19 protein-coding genes are annotated in these 20,545 nt (G+C 61.8%); 7 read left to right on the forward strand and 12 right to left on the reverse strand.

The genetic code is table 11. The features are described from left to right. Positions 1-15: 15 nt before the first annotated feature. Complete coding sequence (locus VMF11_04010; GenBank protein HTU69465.1) at positions 16-1,083, forward strand: PAS domain S-box protein; 1,068 nt, start codon at positions 16-18, stop codon at positions 1,081-1,083. Between the two features lie 35 nt (positions 1,084-1,118). Beyond that, on the forward strand, positions 1,119-3,221 hold the full coding sequence (locus VMF11_04015; protein HTU69466.1) for a PQQ-binding-like beta-propeller repeat protein: 2,103 nt from the start codon (positions 1,119-1,121) through the stop codon (positions 3,219-3,221). A gap of 1 nt (position 3,222) precedes the next feature. Here the strand turns inward: VMF11_04015 and VMF11_04020 are convergent, their stop codons facing one another. Further along, a complete protein-coding gene (locus VMF11_04020; protein HTU69467.1) occupies positions 3,223-4,500 on the reverse strand; it encodes a hydroxyacid-oxoacid transhydrogenase in 1,278 nt (425 codons plus the stop codon). A 73-nt stretch (positions 4,501-4,573) separates the two neighbouring features. Here VMF11_04020 and VMF11_04025 point away from each other — a divergent pair, with 73 nt between their 5' ends. Continuing rightward, complete coding sequence (locus VMF11_04025) at positions 4,574-6,574, forward strand: hypothetical protein (GenBank protein HTU69468.1); 2,001 nt, start codon at positions 4,574-4,576, stop codon at positions 6,572-6,574. Positions 6,575-6,583: 9 nt separating this feature from the next. Here VMF11_04025 and VMF11_04030 read toward each other — a convergent pair whose 3' ends face one another. The 4 genes from VMF11_04030 to VMF11_04045 all read right to left on the reverse strand — a co-directional run bounded on the left by VMF11_04030 (position 6,584) and on the right by VMF11_04045 (position 9,863). Beyond that, positions 6,584-7,825, reverse strand: coding sequence for an MFS transporter (locus tag VMF11_04030; protein HTU69469.1), 1,242 nt, complete (start codon positions 7,823-7,825; stop codon positions 6,584-6,586). 98 nt (positions 7,826-7,923) lie between these two features. Next, positions 7,924-8,313 (reverse strand): hypothetical protein, encoded by a 390-nt coding sequence (locus VMF11_04035; protein ID HTU69470.1) that lies wholly within the window; start codon positions 8,311-8,313, stop codon positions 7,924-7,926. 4 nt (positions 8,314-8,317) lie between these two features. Next, the gene (locus VMF11_04040) at positions 8,318-8,722 is read right to left on the reverse strand and encodes a hypothetical protein (GenBank protein HTU69471.1); all 405 of its coding nucleotides are present in this window, start codon (positions 8,720-8,722) and stop codon (positions 8,318-8,320) included. 205 nt (positions 8,723-8,927) lie between these two features. Then, positions 8,928-9,863, reverse strand: a complete 936-nt coding sequence (locus VMF11_04045; protein ID HTU69472.1) for an SDR family oxidoreductase — start codon at positions 9,861-9,863, stop codon at positions 8,928-8,930. A gap of 86 nt (positions 9,864-9,949) precedes the next feature. On the opposite strand from VMF11_04045, the gene VMF11_04050 reads away from it, so the two are divergent. Further along, positions 9,950-10,771, forward strand: a complete 822-nt coding sequence (locus VMF11_04050; GenBank protein HTU69473.1) for a helix-turn-helix transcriptional regulator — start codon at positions 9,950-9,952, stop codon at positions 10,769-10,771. A gap of 24 nt (positions 10,772-10,795) precedes the next feature. Here VMF11_04050 and VMF11_04055 read toward each other — a convergent pair whose 3' ends face one another. Further along, positions 10,796-11,518 carry a hypothetical protein gene (locus tag VMF11_04055; protein ID HTU69474.1) on the reverse strand — a complete coding sequence of 241 codons (723 nt, stop codon included), beginning with the start codon at positions 11,516-11,518 and terminating at the stop codon, positions 10,796-10,798. A 143-nt stretch (positions 11,519-11,661) separates the two neighbouring features. On the opposite strand from VMF11_04055, the gene VMF11_04060 reads away from it, so the two are divergent. Then, positions 11,662-13,449: a feruloyl-CoA synthase gene (locus VMF11_04060; GenBank protein HTU69475.1), complete on the forward strand. Its 1,788-nt coding sequence runs from the start codon at positions 11,662-11,664 to the stop codon at positions 13,447-13,449. A 3-nt stretch (positions 13,450-13,452) separates the two neighbouring features. Here the strand turns inward: VMF11_04060 and VMF11_04065 are convergent, their stop codons facing one another. Beyond that, a complete protein-coding gene (locus tag VMF11_04065) occupies positions 13,453-14,493 on the reverse strand; it encodes a hypothetical protein (protein HTU69476.1) in 1,041 nt (346 codons plus the stop codon). Positions 14,494-14,827: 334 nt separating this feature from the next. Here VMF11_04065 and VMF11_04070 point away from each other — a divergent pair, with 334 nt between their 5' ends. Both VMF11_04070 and VMF11_04075 read left to right on the forward strand, forming a co-directional pair. Next, positions 14,828-15,214, forward strand: coding sequence for a DUF6582 domain-containing protein (locus VMF11_04070; protein ID HTU69477.1), 387 nt, complete (start codon positions 14,828-14,830; stop codon positions 15,212-15,214). A 242-nt stretch (positions 15,215-15,456) separates the two neighbouring features. After that, on the forward strand, positions 15,457-17,472 hold the full coding sequence (locus VMF11_04075; protein HTU69478.1) for an acetoacetate--CoA ligase: 2,016 nt from the start codon (positions 15,457-15,459) through the stop codon (positions 17,470-17,472). Between the two features lie 195 nt (positions 17,473-17,667). On the opposite strand, the gene VMF11_04080 is transcribed toward VMF11_04075, so the two are convergent. The 5 genes from VMF11_04080 to VMF11_04100 all read right to left on the reverse strand — a co-directional run bounded on the left by VMF11_04080 (position 17,668) and on the right by VMF11_04100 (position 20,376). Continuing rightward, positions 17,668-18,336 (reverse strand): hypothetical protein, encoded by a 669-nt coding sequence (locus VMF11_04080; GenBank protein HTU69479.1) that lies wholly within the window; start codon positions 18,334-18,336, stop codon positions 17,668-17,670. Between the two features lie 276 nt (positions 18,337-18,612). After that, entirely contained in the window at positions 18,613-19,038 is a 426-nt protein-coding gene (locus VMF11_04085; protein ID HTU69480.1) for a hypothetical protein, read from the reverse strand. Between the two features lie 19 nt (positions 19,039-19,057). Continuing rightward, positions 19,058-19,300, reverse strand: a complete 243-nt coding sequence (locus tag VMF11_04090; protein ID HTU69481.1) for a hypothetical protein — start codon at positions 19,298-19,300, stop codon at positions 19,058-19,060. A 114-nt stretch (positions 19,301-19,414) separates the two neighbouring features. Continuing rightward, positions 19,415-19,750, reverse strand: a complete 336-nt coding sequence (locus VMF11_04095; GenBank protein ID HTU69482.1) for a response regulator transcription factor — start codon at positions 19,748-19,750, stop codon at positions 19,415-19,417. Between the two features lie 203 nt (positions 19,751-19,953). Next, positions 19,954-20,376: a hypothetical protein gene (locus tag VMF11_04100; GenBank protein ID HTU69483.1), complete on the reverse strand. Its 423-nt coding sequence runs from the start codon at positions 20,374-20,376 to the stop codon at positions 19,954-19,956. Positions 20,377-20,545: the final 169 nt, after the last annotated feature.

The following is a 20,545-nucleotide window of genomic DNA, read 5'->3' on the forward strand; positions in this document are numbered from 1 at the left end:
GCATTCCTTTCCTCGATGGGTAGTGGGCCGGGTTTACCGCTGCACTTGGGCATTGCACGGCGGCTCGAGCTGTTGGAATGCGCGATCGACCACGCAAATGACTGCATCGCCATCATGGCGTTTACCGGCGACCCGGACGTACCCGTTCAAATCGTCTACGCCAACCAAAGCCTCGAGCGCGTGACCGGTTATACAAACGACGAGCTGCTCGCTCCGAACAATCCACTGCTGCGCGTTCAGACTCAGAACCGCGCGCTCTATAACAAGCTCTTCCAGCGCGTACGGGCAGGCGAGCCCGTGCACTTCGAGGTGGAGCTCGGGCCGCCGGGCCGCGCTACGCCAATGGAGATCCGGTGGACGCCGATACGCTACCACGACGGCGAGGTTACGCACTACGTCGCCGTGTTGCGCGACATCGGCGAACGGCGAAAGGCGAGCGCCGAACGCGAGCTGCTCTACCGTGCCATCGAGATGGCTTCCGATTTCGTCGCGCTCTACGACGCAACGCCGCCCTCGCGGGGCGGCCCGATTCTCACCTACGCAAACGCCGCCTTCCGGCACGCGCTCGGTTACCAATCGAGCGAAATGCTCGGCATGTCGTACAGAGAGTTTCTCTCGGGCGACAACGACGAGCGCCTGTTGACGTACATCGCGCAGATGGCGGAGAGTTCGCATCCGATGGAAAAGGAGGTCCGCGTTCGGCGCAAGGACGGGAGTGTGTTCTGGATCGAGTTCAGTGCGCATCCGGTCCACACCGACGATCTGCGCGAACACTGGTTCGTCGTCGGACGCGATATCACGGCGCGCCGGCGCGCGGTCGAAGAGCGCGCCACGCTCGTGCGCGTCGTCGACGCGTTGCCGATCCCGGTCGAGATCTACGGCTCCGAAGAGGGGCGCGTCTCGCTGGTGTTCCAGAACGAAATTGCCGCAAGAAGGGCGCCCGCCGGAGGGAGAGAAGAGGCGCTGCGCTTTTTGGAAGAGGGCCGTACCGAAGCAGTGCTTGGCGAGCACGGCATGACGCTGATTCCGCTCTTCGACCACGAAGGGTTGGTCGATACGATCTTGAGAATAGCGGTGGAATAGGCCGCCCAAATGGGCGGTTGGAAAGAGAGAAGCCGATGCAAGATCGGGTGCTGGCGGCGGGCGCCGCCTTCCTTGCGAGTCTCTTGCTCGCGGGCTGCAATACTTCCAACTCGGCCACCACCACATCATCATCGACCATGGCGGCAAGCGCCGGAGCCTCCGTCGCCGCGGCGGGATCGCCCGCGGCCGCCGGCTACTTCACCGCCGCTCAAGCCTCGACGGGCGCAACCGTGTACGCGGGCAAATGCGCTGCGTGCCACGGCGCAAATCTCCAGGGACAGAGCGGTCCCTCGCTTAGCGGCGCTCGGTTCGCCAAGTCGCTGCAAGCGTACGGCACCGGCGAACAGATGTACAATTTCATCAGCAAGCAGATGCCGGCGAACGCGCCGGGGAGTTTGTCGACGGCCAACTATCTCGCGGTCACCGCATACCTGCTGCAGCAAAACGGCTATCCGAGCGGATCGCATCCGCTCGACGCAACGACGCTAGCCAGCGTCAACCTCTCCAATGCCGTCAGCCTGGCGGCGGCCAATCAAGGCGGCACGAGCAACACCAATGAAATCGTGCGCGTCGCGCCGCCGACGACGGTTGACTACGGCGCACCGGCCGGTAACGTCAACGTCTCGGACGCAATGATGAGCAACGCGGCGAGCGATACGAGCGACTGGGTTTTGCACGGTCGCGATTATAGCAACGACCGCTACTCGCCCCTCTCGCAGATCAACCCCGGTACGATCTCGACGCTTTCTCCGGTCGCGATCGTGCAGACCGGCATGACGGCGAGTTTCGAGACGACGCCGATCGTCGTGGGCGGAACGATGTTCCTCACGACGCCGGTCGTGAACAGCCAGATGAAGATCATGGCGCTCAACGCGGCGACCGGCGAGCGCATCTGGGAGACCACGTACAACCTGGGTACGTTCCAGATCTGCTGCGGCCCGGTCAATCGCGGCGTCGCGGTGGGCTACGGCAAGGTCTACGTGGTCACGCTCGACGACAACCTGCTCGCACTCGACGCGACGACCGGAAAGCTGCTCTGGCAAAAGAACCTTGCCGACCCGACCCTCGGCTACTCCGAGACGATGGCGCCGCAGCTCTATGACGGCACCGTGTACGTCGGCAGCGCCGGCGGCGAATGGGCGATCCGCGGCTTCGTCGCCGCGTTCGACGCAAACACCGGCGACAAAAAGTGGCAGTGGTGGTCGACCGATCCCAAGACATATTCGGGCGATTCATGGAAGACCGGCGGCGCAATGTCGTGGACGACGCCGGCGATCGATTCCAAGCTAGGCCTCTTGATCTTGAGCACCGGAAATCCGAATCCCGACCTCTATGGTACTTCGCGCGAGGGCGACAATAAAAATAGCGATTCGATCGTCGCGCTCGATCTGAAGACCGGCGCGTTGCGTTGGGCCTATCAAGAGGTCAAACACGACGTGTGGGATTACGACGCGGTCAGTAATCCCTTGCTGTTCGACGTCCATCAAAACGGCCAGACGATTCCGGCCGCGGGTGAAGCCGGCAAGGTCGGCTGGATCTTCATCGTCGATCGCCGCACGGGCAAGCTGATCCGCAAGTCTGCGCCCTACGTGATGATGTCGAAGAACATGTTTTCGATGCCGACCTCGGCGGGCGTCAACATGCTCCCCGGCGCGAACGGCGGAGACGAGTGGTCGCCCCCCGCGTATTCACCGAAGACGCACGACATGTACGTTCCGGCGATGAATCAGCTCATGACCTTCACGACCAACGAACCGAAGGCGGGCACGGGGCAAATCCGCTTGGGCAGCGCCTTCCTCAACGTGAAGAAGGGCGCGATTCAAAACGGGCCGTTCGTGGCGGTGAACATGGATACCGGAAAGATCGCCTGGCAGTATCTGGCGCCCCAGCCGCTCATCGGCGGTGCACTGGCAACGGGCGGCAATCTGGTCTTCATGGGTGAAGGCAACGGCTGGTTCGACGCCTTCAACGCGACGACCGGACAGCGCGTCTGGCGTTACCAGCTCGGCGCCGGCGTGAACGCTCCGCCGATCACCTACGAGATCGGGGGAAAGCAATACATCGCCGTTGCGGCCGGCGGGAACTTCCAGCTCGGTTACCCCTACGGCGACGCGGTTGCGATCTTCCGCTTGAGGTAGCCTACCAGTGATGCAACGCGCCGGCGAAGAGCTCGCGCAATTGTTCGCGTGAGGTCTCGCGCGGCGCGTTGTTGACCAGGCTCTTCTGCGGAAACGAGCCGTCTGCAAGCACGTCGAGATCGGCGCTCGAATAGCCGACCGCGGCGAGACCGCTCGGCATGCCGGTCGCCTTCATGAATTCGGTGATGCGGCGGCTCAAGATCTCACCCGCATTCTCGAGACTCGCATCGCGCGTATCGGCGCCGAGCAGTTCGGCCGCCTCGAGGTGACGTTCCGGGCACGCCTGCGCGGTGAAGCGGAAGACGGCAGGTGCGTTCAGGACGACCGACATGCCGTGGGGAACGATCGGCTCACCGCCGGGATATTGCGGCGCGTGATAGCTGCGCACGTTGCCCGAGACCGCATAGGACATCGCATGCGGCAGGTGCAGGCCGGCATTTCCGAATGCGATGCCGGCGAGCATCGCCGCGAACATCATGCGCTCGCGCGCTTCGTCGTCGCTCGCGTCGTTGACTGCGCGCACGATATGCTTGCCCAGAATCGAAAGCGCGCCGACGCAGCCGATGTCGCTGTAGGGATTCGCGCCTTGATAGAGTGGGCGCGCGACACCTTTGGGCATGCGCGCGCGGCTCGAATACGGAAGCGCGGTGTACGATTCGAGTGCGTGACTGAGCACGTCGAACCCACTGCACGCAACCACCATCGCGGGGAGCGTTCGCGTCACATTGGGATCGATGATACCGAGCGTCGGACGCAATTCGCGAGCGCGAATGCCGGTTTTGGCATTCATCTCGAGGTAGTCGAAAATCGCGGCGCCGGTGCATTCGCTGCCTGTGCCCGACGTCGTCGGGCAGGCGATATGCGGACGAAGCGGACCCGGAACGGGCTTGCCGCCGCCGATCGGCGCATTGACGTAATCCATGAACGGCGCGGGGTAGGTCGCATAAAGGTCGGCGGCTTTGGCGGTGTCGATCGTGGATCCGCCGCCGATCGAAATGAATCCATCGAACGTGCCGTCGACGGCGAACGCCGCCGCCGCCTTGAACGACGCGTCGGTCGGCTCGATGGCGATGTCGGTGAAGATCGCCGTATCGATGCCGGCATCACGCAGCGATTGCAGCGCGGTGTGAACGAAATCGAATTCACGCAGATACGGATCGATGAAGACGCCCGCCCGCCGGATGCGCAGCGCGGTTGCGGCATCGCCTACCTCGGCCAAGACGCCGCGTCCGTACTTGATCCGCGCGCCGTCGATCTCAAAACCATATTCGCACAGCATGCAACGAGCGTTCGGACGCAGGGCGGTCAAAGCCCTCGCGCCGAAGGCAAGCCCCCTTCGGAGGGTGTACACGATGCGGCTATGCAGTGTTTTGGCCGGCGCGGCCGTCATTTTTTCCGGTGAGCTCTCCCTCGCGAGCTGTGGGGGCGGCAGCAGCGGGTCGTCGACCCCGGCGGCCGTGCCGACCGCCCATGGAATCACGTATACGGCGACGGTCACGACGCTGGCCGACTCGGGCCCCGGTTCGCTTCGAGCGGCGCTTACCGCGGTCGACGCCGAACCCGCGGGCACCCTGAGCGCGATCACGTTCACGGTCAGCGGCACGATCGTGCTCGCAAGCGCCCTACCGGCGATTGCGGCCGACGTCAAAATCGACGGAACGAGCGCGCCGGCCTATGCAGGATCCGGACCGGTGGTAGAGATCAACGCGAACGGCAACGCCGGATTGACGTTTTCGAGCGGCTCGAGTGGATCGCAGCTGCTCGCGCTCGCCGTCGATAACGCGAGCGGGAACGGCGTTACGCTGGACGCATCGGCCATCACGCTCAATCTCGACTACGTCGGTGTGAATCTCGCGGGAAGCGCTGCGGGCAATGGCGGCGACGGCGTGTATATTTCGAGCGCGTCGTCGGACGATCTGATCGGGCTGAACGCATCGAACGCATCCGGCGTCGTTGCTAACGTGATCTCGGGAAACGGCGGCAACGGCATCCGCGTGTACGGCAGCTCCGGCGATACGTTCGTCGCGAATCGCATCGGCACCAATCCGGCGGGAACGGCCGCGCTCGCCAACGGCGCAAACGGTATTTGGGTCACGGCCGGATCGCATGGAAATGAGATCGGCGGCACCGTCTACACCGATTCCGTCTCCGGCAAGAGCAACGATCCGACCGGCGACAAGGGTACGGTAACGCCGGTCTTCGTCGTGCCGCCGCTGGGAAATCTCATTTCCGGGAACGCTCGCAGCGGCGTCCTGATCGACAATCTTTCGCTCGACAATACTCTGAACGGCAACTTCATCGGCACGACGGCGAGTGGGGATGCGCCTCTCGGAAACGGCGGCGACGGCGTTTTCATCAACGGCGCCGGCGCAAACGCGCTGATCGGCTGCCAAGTCGTCAACAATCCCTTCGTGTACTACAACGTGGTGAGCGGTAACGGCGGAAACGGCTTGCACGTCACGAGCTCCAACGCCGTCGTCGCGCAGGGAAATTTTTTTGGAATCGGTGCCGACAACACGACGATCGTGGCCAATAACGGCAACGGCATCTTGATCGACGGTTCATCGCAGAACACGCAGGTGGGCGGGGTCATTCCGCTTGGAAACGTCGCGGCGGGCAACACGCTCAACGGAATCGAGGTCACCGGTACCGTCTCGGGTTTCACGACCTTCAATACGTTCGGAGGACTTCTGGCCTTCAAGGGCGCCGCTCCCAACGGCAACGACGGGGTTCTGATCACCGCAACCGGCGGCAATCAACTCGTTCGTACCAATGTCCTCTCGGGCAACGAAAACAACGGATTGGAGATCGGCGGCGCGGCCACGGGCGTGACCGTCGATCCCAACATCATGGGCCTCGATACGGTCGGCCTAACCGCACTGCCGAACGGCAACGACGGTTTGCTCATCGACGGTACGGCGAACAACAACCTGATCGGCGGCTACTATCTCTCGGTGATTCCGCAAAATACGTTCTCGGGAAACAGGGGCTACGGCATAGCAATCACGGGTTCGGCGTACGCGAATCAGGTGTTCTATAGCTATGTCGGCCTAGGCGTTCTCGGCATCACCGCGCTTCCGAATCAATTGGGCGGAATCTACGTCGGCGGATCGGCTACGAACAACACGATCGGCGGCACCACGCTCAATCCAAACGCACCGACCAAGAACCTCGTCAGTGGTAACGGCGGGTACGGCGTTTACCTCGACGCGGGGACGAGCGCGATCACCGTTGCCGGAAACTGGATCGGGCTGAATTTCCTCGGCTCGGCGGTGCCCAATGCCACCGATCCGATTTTCGTGAGCCCCGGCAGTACGTCGGATACCGTGTCGGGCAACCTCACGAACATGTAACGGTCCCGGCTAGACGCGCTTCGAAAGGGTGACGTCGTAGAGCCAGAGCAGCGCCGCCGTGAGCGCGCCGACGAGGGTGAAGATCGGCCAAATCAGTGCGGGCTGATGCAGAACCTCGCCGAAATGGTGGAACAGCGCGCCGCTGAACCAGCCGCCGGCGAGCGAGCCGATACCGATCGGAAGAAACGCGAACCCCATGTACGTTCCTTGCTGTCCCTGGGGCGCCAGCCGCGAGATGTATTCGTAGTAGCGCGGCGACTGCGTGATCTCGCCGAGCGCCAGCACGACCAGGCTCAGCACCGCCATCAGCACGCTCGCCTTCGCGGCGATCAAGAGCCACCCGGCGGAGGTGATGAGCGTGCCGAGAATGATCGCGTTAAATGCGCGGATGTTTCGGGTGAGCGCATTGATCGCCACCGTGAAGGCGATGACGATGAGCGGATCGGCGATGAGAATCATCGCCGTGTTGGCATTCGGATCGACATAGTCGTGGATGTAGATCGGCAGAATGAGGTATTGCTGCCAAAAGACGATCCAGTAGCCCGAGAAGATCAGCAGAAAGAGCACGAAGCGGCCGTTGCCGAGCACTGTGAGCAGATCGCGCCAGCTCTGCGTGAGCGAGGCGGAAGCGTGCGCGCCGCCGGTGCGCGGCTCTTTGAAAAAGAGCAGCACCGTGAGAAACATGAGGAAGACGCTCGCCGCCGCGACCATGAAAACGTCCTGCGCCGGCAGGCGCGAATGCATCCAGCCGGCCACGAATGGTCCCGCGGTGCTGCCGACGTTGACCATCGTGTAATAGATCGCGTAGCCAATCGAGCGCACGTTCTCGTTCGAAGCGCGTGCGGTGGTGCCGACGACGGAGGGTTTGACGAGTGCAACTCCGAGTGCCGGCAGAACCAGGATGATGCCGGCGAGTAATCCGAGCGGCATCACGCTGCGCACGGGAGCGAGCCACGGTGCGCCGATCGATCCGACCAGAAAATAGGCGCACGTCAAGATGAAATACGCGCAGGAGAGCGCGCGGCGGAAGCCGATCCGGTCGGCCAGCGCGCCGCCGAACACCGCCATCACCCATACGGCGCCCCCGAAGATTCCGCTCAACCCGGCGGCCTGCGAACTCGGAAAACCCAGTGTCTGGTTCAGATAGAGCGCGAGCGTGGAAAAGACCGCGTAGTACGAGAGCCGCTCGAAGATCTCGCTTGTGTTCGCAATCCAAAACGGCCGCTCGAAGCCGTTACGAATTTCTTCCAAACGCACGCGTACGGATTTCCGAGCGGCAAGCGAAAAGCCCGCCTCTTCGGCGAGCTTTTCGACACAAGGTGACCCGGAGCAAAAGGAGGGTTAGATTTCTAGTAGCGTACGAGTCTGAAGCTCCCCGGTTTACCGGTCACGGCAACACGATAAGCGAGGCTTCCCTGCACCGTTGTGCGGATGTCCGCAACGAGAGGATTACGAGCGTTTTGAGGCACGCATTGCTTCGTGCTCAATATTTCCGTACGCACGTCAAATGCCTGGCCTACGCCTTTCCACGTAACGGGATAGAGGCGCTTGTCCTTAGCCGGGACCCAGTTGGGAAAGCCGCCCTGTTTGACGATGCTTCCCGCGGTGTAGACGGTTGCCCAAAGGCAATGGTCAGTTTCGTTGTAGATCCAGATGCCGCTTGCTTGACCGCCTGCGGTTGCGGCCGCGGGTGCAAGCATGGCGAGCGCTGCCGCCATGCAAAGTAACGTCTTTTTCATGTTCTTATGGCCTCGTTAACCAGTAGCTTTTTCCGCTTTGATGGAGCGTAAACTGCAACGCGTCGATGTTGGCGACATCCGCCTGCATCGACGTATCGCCGCCGGTGTTTCCGTGGCAATTGGGATTCATGGTTTCCACACGGAATTTGATCCAGCGTGTGCGTGGAATGACGAACGTGAAGGTGGTCTTGGGTTTGACCTCGCGCGGACCCGTTTGCGCGCGATTTCCGCTAATGATGACGGGGCCTGCAAGCGTTCCGCCGATGCCGCTTGCATCGCGCTTATACATGGTGACCCAAATGCACGCGGGAGTCGTGTTCACGAAGCCAACGTGGATGGGGCTATTCTGTGCCTGTGCGGGCGGTGCTCCGAGCGCGAGCGCGGCAATGATCGCGACGATGCCGAGCACCCGAGAAGTAGATAACATAAGGGCTCCTCTCTCTTTCTTACGAAAAAAGAGCGATGGAAAGCTCCGGGTACCATCAGGAACGTATAACTAACCGCGGTCGGTTCCCTAAACCGACCGCTCACGAGGAATTCGGCGCGGGAAGCGCATACGCATGCTCAACCCGTGGGCAAAAGGCCCTTTTCGTGCGCGTCGAACGCTTGCAGCGTTACGATGCAACAACCGGGGTGAAGTAGGTGCCTTGCTCGAGGTCTTGTATCAGACCGCGATGCGTGGGGCGCCACGCAAATCGTTCGCGGGTGAGCGTGCTCGAAGCCGGAACGTCCCACGAAACGAAGAGCCCGAACGGGCCGAAGTGGTCCGCAACCGCATCGGGCGCAACCGAAATAATCGGCAAATTCAAGTGCGTTCCGATCACGCTCGCGACCTCGCGCAACGGAATGCCTTCCTCGCCCACCGCGTGCAGCCGCGAACCCGCCGGTGCTTTCTCCAGCGCCAGCCGAAAGAGCACGGCGGCATCGAGCCGGTGCACGGCGGCCCAGCGATTGGCTCCGTCGCCCACGTAGCCCGAGGCGCCCTTCGCGCGAGCGATCCCGATCAAGCGCGGTACGAACCCGTGATCGCCGTCGCCATGGACCGACGGCGGCAGACGCACGATCGCCGTGCGCACACCGCGCGACGCCAGTTCCGATGCGAGCACCTCCGATTTTCCGCGCGGATGTCCATCGGCAGGCGACATGTCCTCTTCGGTCGCAACGCGGCCGGGCGCCAGGACTCCGGTACCCGAGGTGATGACGAGCGGGCGGCCGGAGCCGGCGAGCGTCTCGCCCAGCGTTTCGATGGCGCGCCGATCCGTCTCCGCCGCGGCCGCGAAGGCCGCCATGAAATCCTCGCCGCTCGAGTCGCCCCGCAAGAAGTCGTGACGAAAGGCCGTGTGAATGACGCCGTCCGCTCCCTGGGCGCCACGCCTCAAACTCTCGAGATCGTTCAAATCGCCACGCTGAACGTCCGCTCCGGAGCCTTTGACCGACGCAGCTGTCTCATCCGAGCGGGCAAGACCCAGAACCTGGTGCCCGGCATCGAGCAGTTCCTTCACGACCGCCGAGCCGACGAATCCTGACGCGCCGGTTACAAAAACACGCACTGAAAATTCTCCCCTTTCGCTGTTAGCCGTGATTTATCGTACGCGCGGCGCCACCCCGCGAAAAGCCGTGGGGTTATACCCCTATAATGAGTAACGGGCTCGGAGATTTTCTAAAAGACCGCCGCACCAAGCTCGACGCCGCGAGCTTCGGTTACAACGGCAGCCGGCGCCGCACGCCGGGCTTGCGGCGCGAGGAAGTTGCAGAGCGCGCCGGCGTGAGCACGACGTGGTACACCTGGCTCGAGCAGGGACGCGGCGGTCCACCGTCGGCCGACGTGCTCGATCGGCTGGCTGATGCGCTCGCGTTGACAGATACCGAGCGCGAGCATCTCTTCTTACTGGCGCAAAACCGGCCGCCGGAGGTCCGTCACCGCGAAGCCGGCGGCGTTTCGCCGCAACTGCAGCGCATTCTCGACGCCATGGAGTATAGCGCGGCGTACATCAAGACGCCCGAGTGGGACGTCGTTGCGTGGAATCGCGTGGCTGCGGCGGTCTTTCGCGACTTGATGGCGCTTCCGGAAGACCGGCGCAATTTGCTGCGCGTGGTCTTCGATCCGCGCGTTCGCGAAACGATGCTGCACTGGGAGAGCGTCGCGACCTTTGTGGTAGCGACGTTCCGAACCGAAACGGCGAGAGCGGGTGTCTCCGAACACGCGAGGACGTTGGTCGACGAGCTGAGCGTGTCCTCGCCGGAATTTCGCGCATTGTGGCGCGATCATGCCGTGCGCACGCATGGCGAGGGCACGAAATATATTGCCCATCCCATCGCAGGCCCGATCACCCTCGAATATTCCGCTTTCGCGATCGACGGGAAACGGCACCTGAGTATGGTCGTTTACAATCCGGCGACGCCGCACGATAAGGCCGCCGTGCAGATGCTTCTCGAAACTGCCGTCAGTATTTCGTAGGTGCATAGACGTGCACGCCGGTGATCACATCTTGTGGTGGTCCATCGGGGGCGGCGACGGTGCGGGCGAGCCGTCCGACCAGCGGCGCACCGGGATGTAGAGCACGGTCGGCAAGTACGGCGAGCCCTCGCCGCCCAGGACCGGCGATCCGGGAAGCCCGGCCCCCCACTGTGCCGCTTGTCCGTGCGGAACGTACGGCATCACATGGGGCAGCCACGGGCCATCGGCCGCGGCAAAGTACTGCTGATGCGAGAGCATGAACGAAAACGAGGCGGGCGCGGGCGTCGCGAAGCGATGGCTTGCGAACGCAGCCTTTGTTTTCGCGATGAGCTGCTGCAGCGTCGCACCGGCGAGCACCCACTTCGTGCGAGCGAGGAACTGCGGCAGCACGCTGCGTGCGGCCGGCGGGTTCATACATTCCGGTCCCCGCGTCTTGGGACTCCAAAATAGCGCGTTGGAAAATTCGGACGAGAACCACTGGCGACCGACGAAGCAGACGAAGCCGTTGGTCCCCTTCGCTGCAACGTAATACCCATGCTTGCCGAGCACGAGCACCTCGGCGTGGTCGCCGATGGAGGGCGGCGCCGCCGAGCGCGCGAGCGCGATTTCCGCGGCGGCGCTCCTCATGAGGTACTGGCCGATCGGTGCCATCGTCGAGTGCGCACTCGGGGTCTGCCCCTCTTGCGCGTTAGCGGTGGCGCAAGCCGTGAGCAGCAGGGCGAGCGCGAATCGTGCGAAGTCTTTCAAGGGGACCTCCTCGAGCTTACTCGGAGGGATCAACGCGTGAACGTGCTCGGTTGTGAAAATTTTTCCGGCGCGGTCGGGCTGGGGGCGCTGCGCGCACCAAACGGGAGGTGCCACGATGTTCCGCGGACTGCTCTGAGGTGGAGATGTTTGCCGCGCCCAATGTCGAGCTGTTGACGCGCTCCGACGGCACGCTACTCCTACGTTCTCGCGATCCCTTACTGGCGTATCCTCCAAACACCGGCGCGGTGCTCGACCGTTGGGCGCAGGAGCGCCCGGACCGCGTCTTCTTAGCCGAACGCAACGGCGAAGAATGGCGTTCGATAACGTATCTTGAGATGCGCAACGCCGTGCAGGGTGTCGCCGCCGCGTTCGTGGAGCTCGGTTTGGACCGCGAAACGCCGATCGCGCTGCTCTCCGGTGCATCGATCGCGCACGCAATCGTGTCGCTCGCGGCCCAGTACGTCGGGATTCCCGCGGCGCCGATTTCGCCGCCGTATTCGGTGCTTTACGGCGACCTTCGCCGGCTGCGGATGGTACTGGACGCCCTCGACCCGAAGCTCGTGTTCGCGGACGATGCCGACCTCTACCGCGATGCGCTCGCGTCGCTCGGCGCGCGTGTTCCCATCCTCGTCGCCCATGGAACGGGGCCGCGCGGCGACGCGCTGCGCTTGGAGAAGCTCGCAGCAACGCCCGTATCCGAACGCGTCGACGCGATGCATCGCAACGTCAAGCCGGACGACATCGCGAAGGTGCTTTTCACGTCGGGGTCGACCGGCGAACCGAAAGGTGTCGTGAACACCTTCCGGATGCTTTGCTCGAACCAGCAGATGCTCGCGCAGGTTTGGCCGCACCTGCGTGAGGGCGACGTCATTCTCAACGACTGGCTGCCGTGGCATCACACGTTCGGCGGCAACCATAACTTCAACATGGTCCTCTTCAATGGAGGCACGCTGTATATCGATGACGGGCGTCCGTTGCCCGGGCGCTTCGAACGATCGCTGCAGAACTTGCGCGAGCAGCCTCCGACGCTTTACTTCAATGTGCCGCGTGGACACGCGATGCTGGTGGAAGCGCTGAAGGCCGACCAGACGTTCGCGAAGCGATTCTTCTCGCGGTTACGCCTTATTCAAAACGCGGCGGCCGCGCTGCCGCCGTCGACGTGGGACGCGCTGCGCGAGCTCTCGCAGCGATACGCTACGCGCGAGATCGTGGTCGTCGGCGCGTGGGGGCTTACGGAGACGGCGCCGGCAGTGACCGCTATCCACTACCCGCTGCAAAACCCCGCCGACGTCGGGTTGCCGCTGCCTGGTACGGAGATGCTTTTCGTCAAGAGTGAGCACCGGCTCGAAGTGCGTGTGAAAGGCCCGAATGTGACGCCGGGATATTGGCGCAGCCCAGACCTGACGGCGGAAGCATTCGATACGCAGGGATTCTATCGCACGGGCGATGCGATGAAGTTCCAGGATCCAAGCGATCCGGCGCGGGGACTGCTCTTCGATGGACGGATCGCGGAGAATTTCAAACTCTCGAACGGCGCGTGGGTCGACGCGGGCGGCGTGCGCGTCGCGGTACTGAGCGTGGCGGGTTCGCTCGTCGACGACTGCGTTGTGTGCGGCGAGAATCAAGACGAGGTCGGGGTCGTGCTCATTCTTGGCGAGCGAGCGCGCGCCGCCCACCCGCAAGCCGGCTCGCTGCGCGACGCCGTTGCATCGCTGCTGCGCGCACACAATTCTAAACCCAGCGGATCGACGTTTCGGATCGGTCGCGCGATCCTCACGTTCGAGGCGCTCTCCCCGGTTGAGGGCGAGATCACGGACAAGGGCTCCGTCAACCAGCGCCGCGTGCTCGAGCGACGTCCGGAACTCGTCAGTCGTCTGTTCGGCGAGGCCGAAGATGCCGAGGTCATCGTCGTACGCGAAGGACCGGGGTAGCGACTAGCGCCACGGAAGCTCAGCGATGAGTTCGTCGAGCGGCACGAAATAGTTTCGTAGCGTCTCCTCGAGGAACGCTTTCGTTTCGTCGGTAAACAGCTGCGTGGACCGGCCGACCTTGCCGACGTTCTTGTTCTGCCGTGTCTGCGAGTCTGATCCAGCCGCGGCGCGGGCGATCTGCAGCCGTTCGGCATCGACGGCGTCCGCGATGCGCGTGATGATTCGCTCGAAAAAGGTGTTCTCGTTCGCGACCATCTCCTCGTAACGAAAGACCGGCTGGCCTGCGCGCCGCCAACCAAGATAAAAGCTAATATACTCCGCCAGATGGAAACGGATGAGAAACTGGTACCGCACTTGCGCTGTCATGGCAAGATATTTGGTGCCGTCGTCGTCGGGCGCCGCTTCCTGGATCCGCCGGAAGTGGTCGTCGTTCGAGACGATCGCGTCGCCCAGATTGCGCCACAGCACGATTGGAGTGATCGATTCATCGGCGACTGCGCGAAGGTTGAACGAGTTGGGCGATAAGTGCATGTGCGCAACATAGGAGCGCCCGTGCAAGCGTTCGAGTGTCCAATCATCGAGCAGCGGCTGCGTGCCGCGGAAGAGCGCACCCGGCGTCAACTCTTCGGTGCCAAAGTACTTCGTCAGGACCAGCCAGGTATACGTCGAGCCGCTTTTGGGCGCCCCGATCACGATGACGCGCGGGAATGCCGGCGACGAATCCGCCGGCGTGACGACAAAAGATCTCTGCTCGACACGCCACAGCAAGCCATCCGGGTCCTCCGCGACGATCGAGAGCATGTGCCGTCTCGGCAACAGATCGCGAGTGGCAACGGCTAGGTTGAAACCATCTTTTGCGATTCTCGTCGCGTGCACGATCAGGCTGTCGTCGACGGCGCCGAAGATGCGGCGCGGTACGACGCCGCGTTCGGGGTCCACGACGCGCCCCGAAACGTGAATGGCTCTTCCCTGCGCAACGGTGGGGATTCCCGACGCGGCGGCGGTTTGCGTGCCGAACTCATCGATATGGCACTGAAAGGCCATTAAAGACCGCCCAAAAGGTTCATATTCGGCGATTGTCGTTCGCTGGTACCATGAGAAAACATCGAGTCACCCCTGCGGCGTTTGGAAACAGGCTTGCGGCCGGTAGTACGGTCACTGAATTCGCTGTAGGCTTGCTTCTTCATCCGGTCAATTCGCGGATGTATAACCTTCACGTACGTCTAGCTATTGCACGCTCCCGCACGTGCTCTCGGATGCGAAATTTCACATTGACTCATCGAGCGATGACGAGGCTGCGCGTGCGTGGTCGGTGCGGGGCGTCACGGCAGTCTGAGGACGATCTCGTCGTCGGCAGCGTCTGATAGGAGTAACTACGATGAAAACGACTTGGGAACCGCATGAAAAGCATGGGCCGCTTACCATGCAAAGCGATTTGCCCGACAGCGTCTTTGCTTTCCCGAAGCAGCGCAAAGAGCCGCTGACCGACGCCCAGCACGTTCGCAACGCCGTAGCTCGATTCGATCAAGTGACGGGCGTCTCTGATGACGATCGCGCTCTTGCTTTCGCCAACATCGAAGCGGCGGCAACGTATTATGGCGTCGACCTCTCGGAAACGTCATGGCAGGAGCTTGGCGTTCACCCGCAAGCGCATCGCCAAGAGAGCGCCCGGAAAGCGGTGGCAACCAAGGAACGCACCGGAGTGGCGGAGTCCGCGGCGCGAAAGGCCGCGCAGACGCGCCGCCGCGAGCGCGAAGAGGAATAGCGGATGTGGAAAGGTTCGAACTCCTAGGGACGCCGGCGAGCACCCACTTCGTACTTTCGTCGAGTAAGCGAACATTGCCTGAACGCGAGGCGTCGGTTCGGCGTGACGCAGGGCGGTGCCGGTGCTTCGCGCTTTGCGATTACGTCGATGCGACGGGGGTCGTGACCGTCGACTGAAACATCCGGACGATTCCGGACATTTTGCGGGAAAACGTTGCCCGATCGAGCAAGCCTGCGAACTCGATGACCGAAGGCCAACTCCTCTGGACACCGGATCCCGCGCAAGTCGCGCAGTCGCAGATCGCCAGGTTCATGGGCTGGCTCGCGCGCGAACGAGAGCTTCGTTTCAGCGACTATGAGGCTTTGCGCCGCTGGTCGGTCACCGATCTCGTGGGGTTTTGGAGCGCGATCTGGTCGTTCTACGACGTAGAATCCGATCGCCCGTACGACCAGGTGCTCGATGCCCGCGTGATGCCCGGCGCGCGATGGTTCACGGGTTCGCGAGTGAACTACGCCGAGCACTTGCTCCGCCGCGAGCGATCTGCGGCACCGGATGAGATCGCGTTCGTCCACGGCTCGGAAACGCGTGCACTCGCGACAATGACGTGGCACGAACTTGGCGCAGCCGTACGTTCGTTCGCGACCGCGCTACGCGATCTTGGCATCGCACCAGGGGATCGCGTGGTCGCCTACATGCCGAACGTACCCGAAACTGCGATCGCCATGCTCGCGACGACGGCCATCGGGGCGGTGTGGTCCTCGGCTGCTCCCGAGTTCGGCGCGCGCACCGTCATCGATCGCTTCGCCCAGATCGAGCCGAGGCTGATCTTTGTCGCCGACGGCTATCGGTTCGCGGGCAAAGACTACGATCGAACGCCCGTCATTCGCGAGATCCTCGCCGAACTTCCGACGGTGCAGCACGTTGTGTGGTTTCCGTATCTTAGGCCGGACCAGGTCGATCCACCGATCGCAGGCGCATTGCCGTGGTCGCAAGTCGCGAATGCAGCGCCGGTCGCGCGTGAAGCGTTTACGTTTGAGCGCGTCGCCTACGACCATCCGCTCTGGGTGCTCTTCTCGTCGGGAACGACAGGCCTGCCAAAAGCGATCGCGCACGCGCATGTCGGCGTGCTCGTCGAACACCTCAAGTCGACGGGACTTGGCCAGAATCTCGGGCCCTCAAAGCGGATGTTCTTCTATTCCACGACCGGTTGGATGATGTGGAACGCATTGCTCTCGGTGATGCTGCAAGGCAGTTCCGCCGTGCTCTACGACGGCCATCCGGCGTATCCGGATCCGTCGATGCTTTGGCAGTTGGCTGCCGGCGCGGGCGCGACCACATTCGGCGCGAGTCCGGCATTCGTTGAAATGATGAAGAAAGCGGCCATTGTGCCGCGCGAACGCTTCGATCTCTCGAAACTCGACAGCGTGCTCTTGACAGGATCGCCCGTTTCGCCGGAGACGACGGCCTGGTTTTACGACAATGTCAAAGACGACATCTGGGTTAATTCGCCGTCCGGCGGCACCGAGATCGTCGGGGCGTGGGTCGGCGGCACGCCGCTCCAACCGGTCTACGCGGGCGAAATCCAAGCGCGCGGGCTTGGCATGGACGTGCACGTATGGAACGACGCGGGCGAAGAGGTCGACGACGAAGTCGGTGAACTCGTCGTTACGAGCCCGGCGCCGTCGATGCCGCTGTTCTTCTGGAATGATCCTGGCGGCGAACGCTATCGCGCAACGTACTTCGAGAAATTTCCGGGCGTCTGGTGTCACGGCGATTTTATCCGCATCAACGATCGCGGCGGCGCGTACATCTACGGTCGCTCCGATGCGACGCTCAACCGCTACGGCGTTCGGATCGGTTCCGCGGAAATCTATCGCGCAGTCGAAGCACTCGAAGAAGTTGCGGACAGTCTCGTCGTCTGTCTCGAATTGCCCGGTGGCGGTTTCTATATGCCCCTCTTCGTGAAGACGGCCTCGGGCGTCGAACTCGACGACGCCCTGCGGTCGCGCATCGCGGACAAATTGCGAGCGGATTGTAGCCCGCGCCACGTTCCCGACGAGATGCATGCGGTCGATGCAATCCCCTATACGCTGACCGGCAAGAAGATGGAAGTGGCAGTGCGCCGGATCCTCGGAGGCGCCGAGCCCGACTGCGTCGCGAGCCGCGACGCGATGATGAATCCGAAGTCCCTCGATTGGTACCTGGCGTTCGCGCGCTGGTATCGCGCGGGGTCCACCGCGGGACCCGCGAGCAGATGATCGAGCAGCTTGCGAAATCCCAAGCTGCCGAAATAGAGCAAGGAGAAATTGTCAGAAGTAAAAGGCGTGCTAATTCCCGATTCACGACAGCAATCAGCAGCTACTCCTCCGAGGTCGTACCGGCGGCCGAGCCGCGAGTGAGAACCTGCTCGAACCGGATGTCTCTAGTGTCTAACGAAACTGCTCGCGCGAGCGTTAGTCTTTCGGAGTGAATGGCAGAATAGATACCGCAAGCCTCGGCGCGCCTCCACCCTGAATGCTGCACGCCAATCCATTCTTGCCCGCAGTTCCCAACATCAAGGTAAACTTACTTGGCTGTGCACTCGATTCGTCGCTAAAGGTTAGGACGAACATTGCCGGCACATAGTTATAGCTTTGCACTCGCCGTAGCTCCCGAGCCGGTCCATTGAGAAACATATCAAAATCGAATAGCACCTCCAAGCTGTCTGTAACTGATAGAGCACTTCTGGACGTTTGGACGTCATAGTAGTTGCCCACGAACGCCGAGAGTGGTACCTGATTGAAATACGTCTCGCCAGTTACGTTAACGCCTTCGATCGTTCCCGAAAAAGACGCTAAGCGACCCTTCTGGTATTCTCTTCGAAAGTCGAGAGTCAGCCGGCCGGGAATGTTCAACCTGCTGCCATTAAAAGTGCCGCCCTGGTTGAAGGGATACGTCGCACAGGATCTACCGTCCATCGAGACGTTAATGGATATTTCGCTTATCTCGTGAAGAGGAGACGTTGCGTCGCCCGGAGGCATGAATCGCTTCTCTATAGTGTCGATAGACAGGAATGCGCCGGCGCCGACGCTCATTGAGTAGTATCCTGTAAAAGGTACGAGCTTGCTAATATCCGTCACCATAGGTTGCTTACGCTTTTTCTTGGTGCGCGGCTTATCCTCGCGAAGCTGAATGGCCTAGCGCTGCCTAAATCTTGCCGAGCGCAGTAGGGCTGCTGCCCGGCGAACTATGCCGCCATGAGGTGGCAAAACGGCTCAAGGTTGAACCGCGAGCTTCCCGGCTTCGGCCCAAGGAGAACTCGCGTGAAGAAAAGTTGGTCGCCGAGGCCGCGCGAACGCTAGAACCCGAAGGCTGCAGCCCAAGAGCGATGGGCTTCTAGCGCTTAGTGACTTACCGCATTACAGCCGGGTCAGCGTGTAGTTCATCCCGTTGCCGCCGATGAGCGTCGTGGTGAGCCTGGTCGTGGCGTTCTTCTCCGTGACGATCTGCTTACCGCTCTCGACGGAGAGGTCGGCAATGATCTTGCCTTTGCATCCCATGCCCTCCATCACTTCGGCCCGCACTTTTGCAAATGCGGCGTTAAAGAGGCCCGTATTGGTGTAGTGCGCGACGAAGACCTGGCCCGAACCGGAATCCACGCAGGCAGCGCGCGAAATTTTGTACGAGCTACCCTCGGTCTTCCCGTAGAGTGTAATCCACGCGCTATTTCGCGTGTGGTTGCTCACGTTGACGGCGATCGTTTCGGGTGGATAGAGTGTCTTCCCGGCAAGCGCGACGCCGGTGCACAAAAAGACGAGGAATAACGCTTTTGGAAAAACCTTCATTTGCGTCCCTTCTGGCTATTTAAGCTGTTTCCTCGCCACCGGACCGCATCAAGTAGCCCTTCAACTTCAACGTCGAAATCAAGCGCTCGATCTGCGACGCCGTCGCTTTGGTTTGGACGGACAGTCCCAAGCGCATCGACGGATCTTTTGATGCGCGAAGCTCGTTGATAAACTCGGTGCGGTTTGCGCGCTTATGTGACACGCCCCACGAGTTCCGATCGATCTCGTTGTGCCGATAGAGCATATCGAGAAAGAGCGCCAACGTGGGTGGGGGTCCCTCGACGGTAATCAGGTACGGCGAAGGCTTGAACGAAACGGTGGGCTCCGAGGTAGGTTTCATGAAGGTCTTATCGGCAGAATGCCGGCGGACCAAGCATCACGGTGCCGAGCTTGGAGCAAAGGGCGCATCGAACTCCAGCGCGACCAATCCGAGCCGAATAGCCATCGCGATGGCGCGCGAGCGTGATCCAACCTGCAGTTTCCCCAGGACGCGCTCTACATGCGTCTCGACCGTGCGCGGGCTCAAGACGAGGCGCTGTGCGATCTCCTTGTTTGTGAGACCGTCGACGAGCAAAGCGAGAATCTCCCGCTCGCGTGCGGTCAGTTCGAAATTACGGCGAATAGGTTTCGCCACGTCGTTCGGCTTGATGAAGAGCGAGGCATATGCGCGGACGAGCCGCGCTTCGAACCGCGGACCGTCGCGGGTGAGCATATCGAGCGCCGCCTGCGAGCAGCATAGAGAAACAAGAAAGCCTAGCAAATATGCGAGGCCTTTTTGTTTCCGTCCAAACGCCGGGTGTGGGCATTGCTCGAACGGCTCACCGCGAGCGATGCGCGTTCGGCCCAAAGTTCCACGTCGACGGTGATCGAGGTGCGTCCGATAGGCGTCTATCCTAGTTTTGGATCTGCTATATGCTACATATAGATGCGGTAGTGACCGTTCCCGCCTGTCAGACGCACGTGCCACGTGACCGGCTTACTTGAGGGGATGCGGTTTGCCACCCCGCTGACCTTTGTGAAGTAAAGACCGGTGGTTCCGTTGGCTGCTCTGGTACAATCTTGCACCGATCTGTACACGCTGGCTTCAACAGTTATCCTAAGAGCGCCTGACGTTGGGCCGTACTTAGCCTGCGGCGTTATACTTGCCTCACCGCCGGACACTATTCTTCTCGTCTGCAGTTCCATGCCCGACACGCCCGGCGTGGACGACACCAGAAAAACAGCACACCTATCCGACGAATTAAAAAGAAGGATTTTTTCGATGACGGCACTTGCCGGTCGTGGCAAAAACATTACCGTGATTGCGCCGATGGCAGCTGCGAGAGCGCGAATCTTCATGAAAGGAGTCTCCCTCTACCCGAATCCATATGAGTACGGGTTCCTCCCCCGGCTTGACCTTCTTTAACGTCAACCGGCAACGCGCATTTAGGCGCTCGGCCTTCAAACCAATCGTGGGCGACCCATCGATCTGAATAAGTTCACCGAACTCCGGACGTCGCTCGCTCGG

The organism is Candidatus Baltobacteraceae bacterium, assembly GCA_035502855.1.
Classification (GTDB): Bacteria; Vulcanimicrobiota; Vulcanimicrobiia; order Vulcanimicrobiales; family Vulcanimicrobiaceae; genus Aquilonibacter.

Coding starts and splice junctions, on each gene's coding strand:
- VMF11_04020 (HTU69467.1), bottom strand. CDS start 4,500: ATGCTGTGCGAATATGGTTTTGAGATCGACGGCGCGCGGATCAAGTAC.
- VMF11_04015 (HTU69466.1), top strand. CDS start 1,119: ATGCAAGATCGGGTGCTGGCGGCGGGCGCCGCCTTCCTTGCGAGTCTC.
- VMF11_04070 (HTU69477.1), top strand. CDS start 14,828: ATGAAAACGACTTGGGAACCGCATGAAAAGCATGGGCCGCTTACCATG.
- VMF11_04080 (HTU69479.1), bottom strand. CDS start 18,336: ATGGTGACGGATATTAGCAAGCTCGTACCTTTTACAGGATACTACTCA.
- VMF11_04065 (HTU69476.1), bottom strand. CDS start 14,493: ATGGCCTTTCAGTGCCATATCGATGAGTTCGGCACGCAAACCGCCGCC.
- VMF11_04025 (HTU69468.1), top strand. CDS start 4,574: ATGCGGCTATGCAGTGTTTTGGCCGGCGCGGCCGTCATTTTTTCCGGT.
- VMF11_04075 (HTU69478.1), top strand. CDS start 15,457: ATGACCGAAGGCCAACTCCTCTGGACACCGGATCCCGCGCAAGTCGCG.
- VMF11_04035 (HTU69470.1), bottom strand. CDS start 8,313: ATGAAAAAGACGTTACTTTGCATGGCGGCAGCGCTCGCCATGCTTGCA.
- VMF11_04085 (HTU69480.1), bottom strand. CDS start 19,038: ATGAAGGTTTTTCCAAAAGCGTTATTCCTCGTCTTTTTGTGCACCGGC.
- VMF11_04050 (HTU69473.1), top strand. CDS start 9,950: ATGAGTAACGGGCTCGGAGATTTTCTAAAAGACCGCCGCACCAAGCTC.
- VMF11_04060 (HTU69475.1), top strand. CDS start 11,662: ATGTTTGCCGCGCCCAATGTCGAGCTGTTGACGCGCTCCGACGGCACG.
- VMF11_04100 (HTU69483.1), bottom strand. CDS start 20,376: ATGAAGATTCGCGCTCTCGCAGCTGCCATCGGCGCAATCACGGTAATG.
- VMF11_04010 (HTU69465.1), top strand. CDS start 16: ATGGGTAGTGGGCCGGGTTTACCGCTGCACTTGGGCATTGCACGGCGG.
- VMF11_04095 (HTU69482.1), bottom strand. CDS start 19,750: ATGCTCACCCGCGACGGTCCGCGGTTCGAAGCGCGGCTCGTCCGCGCA.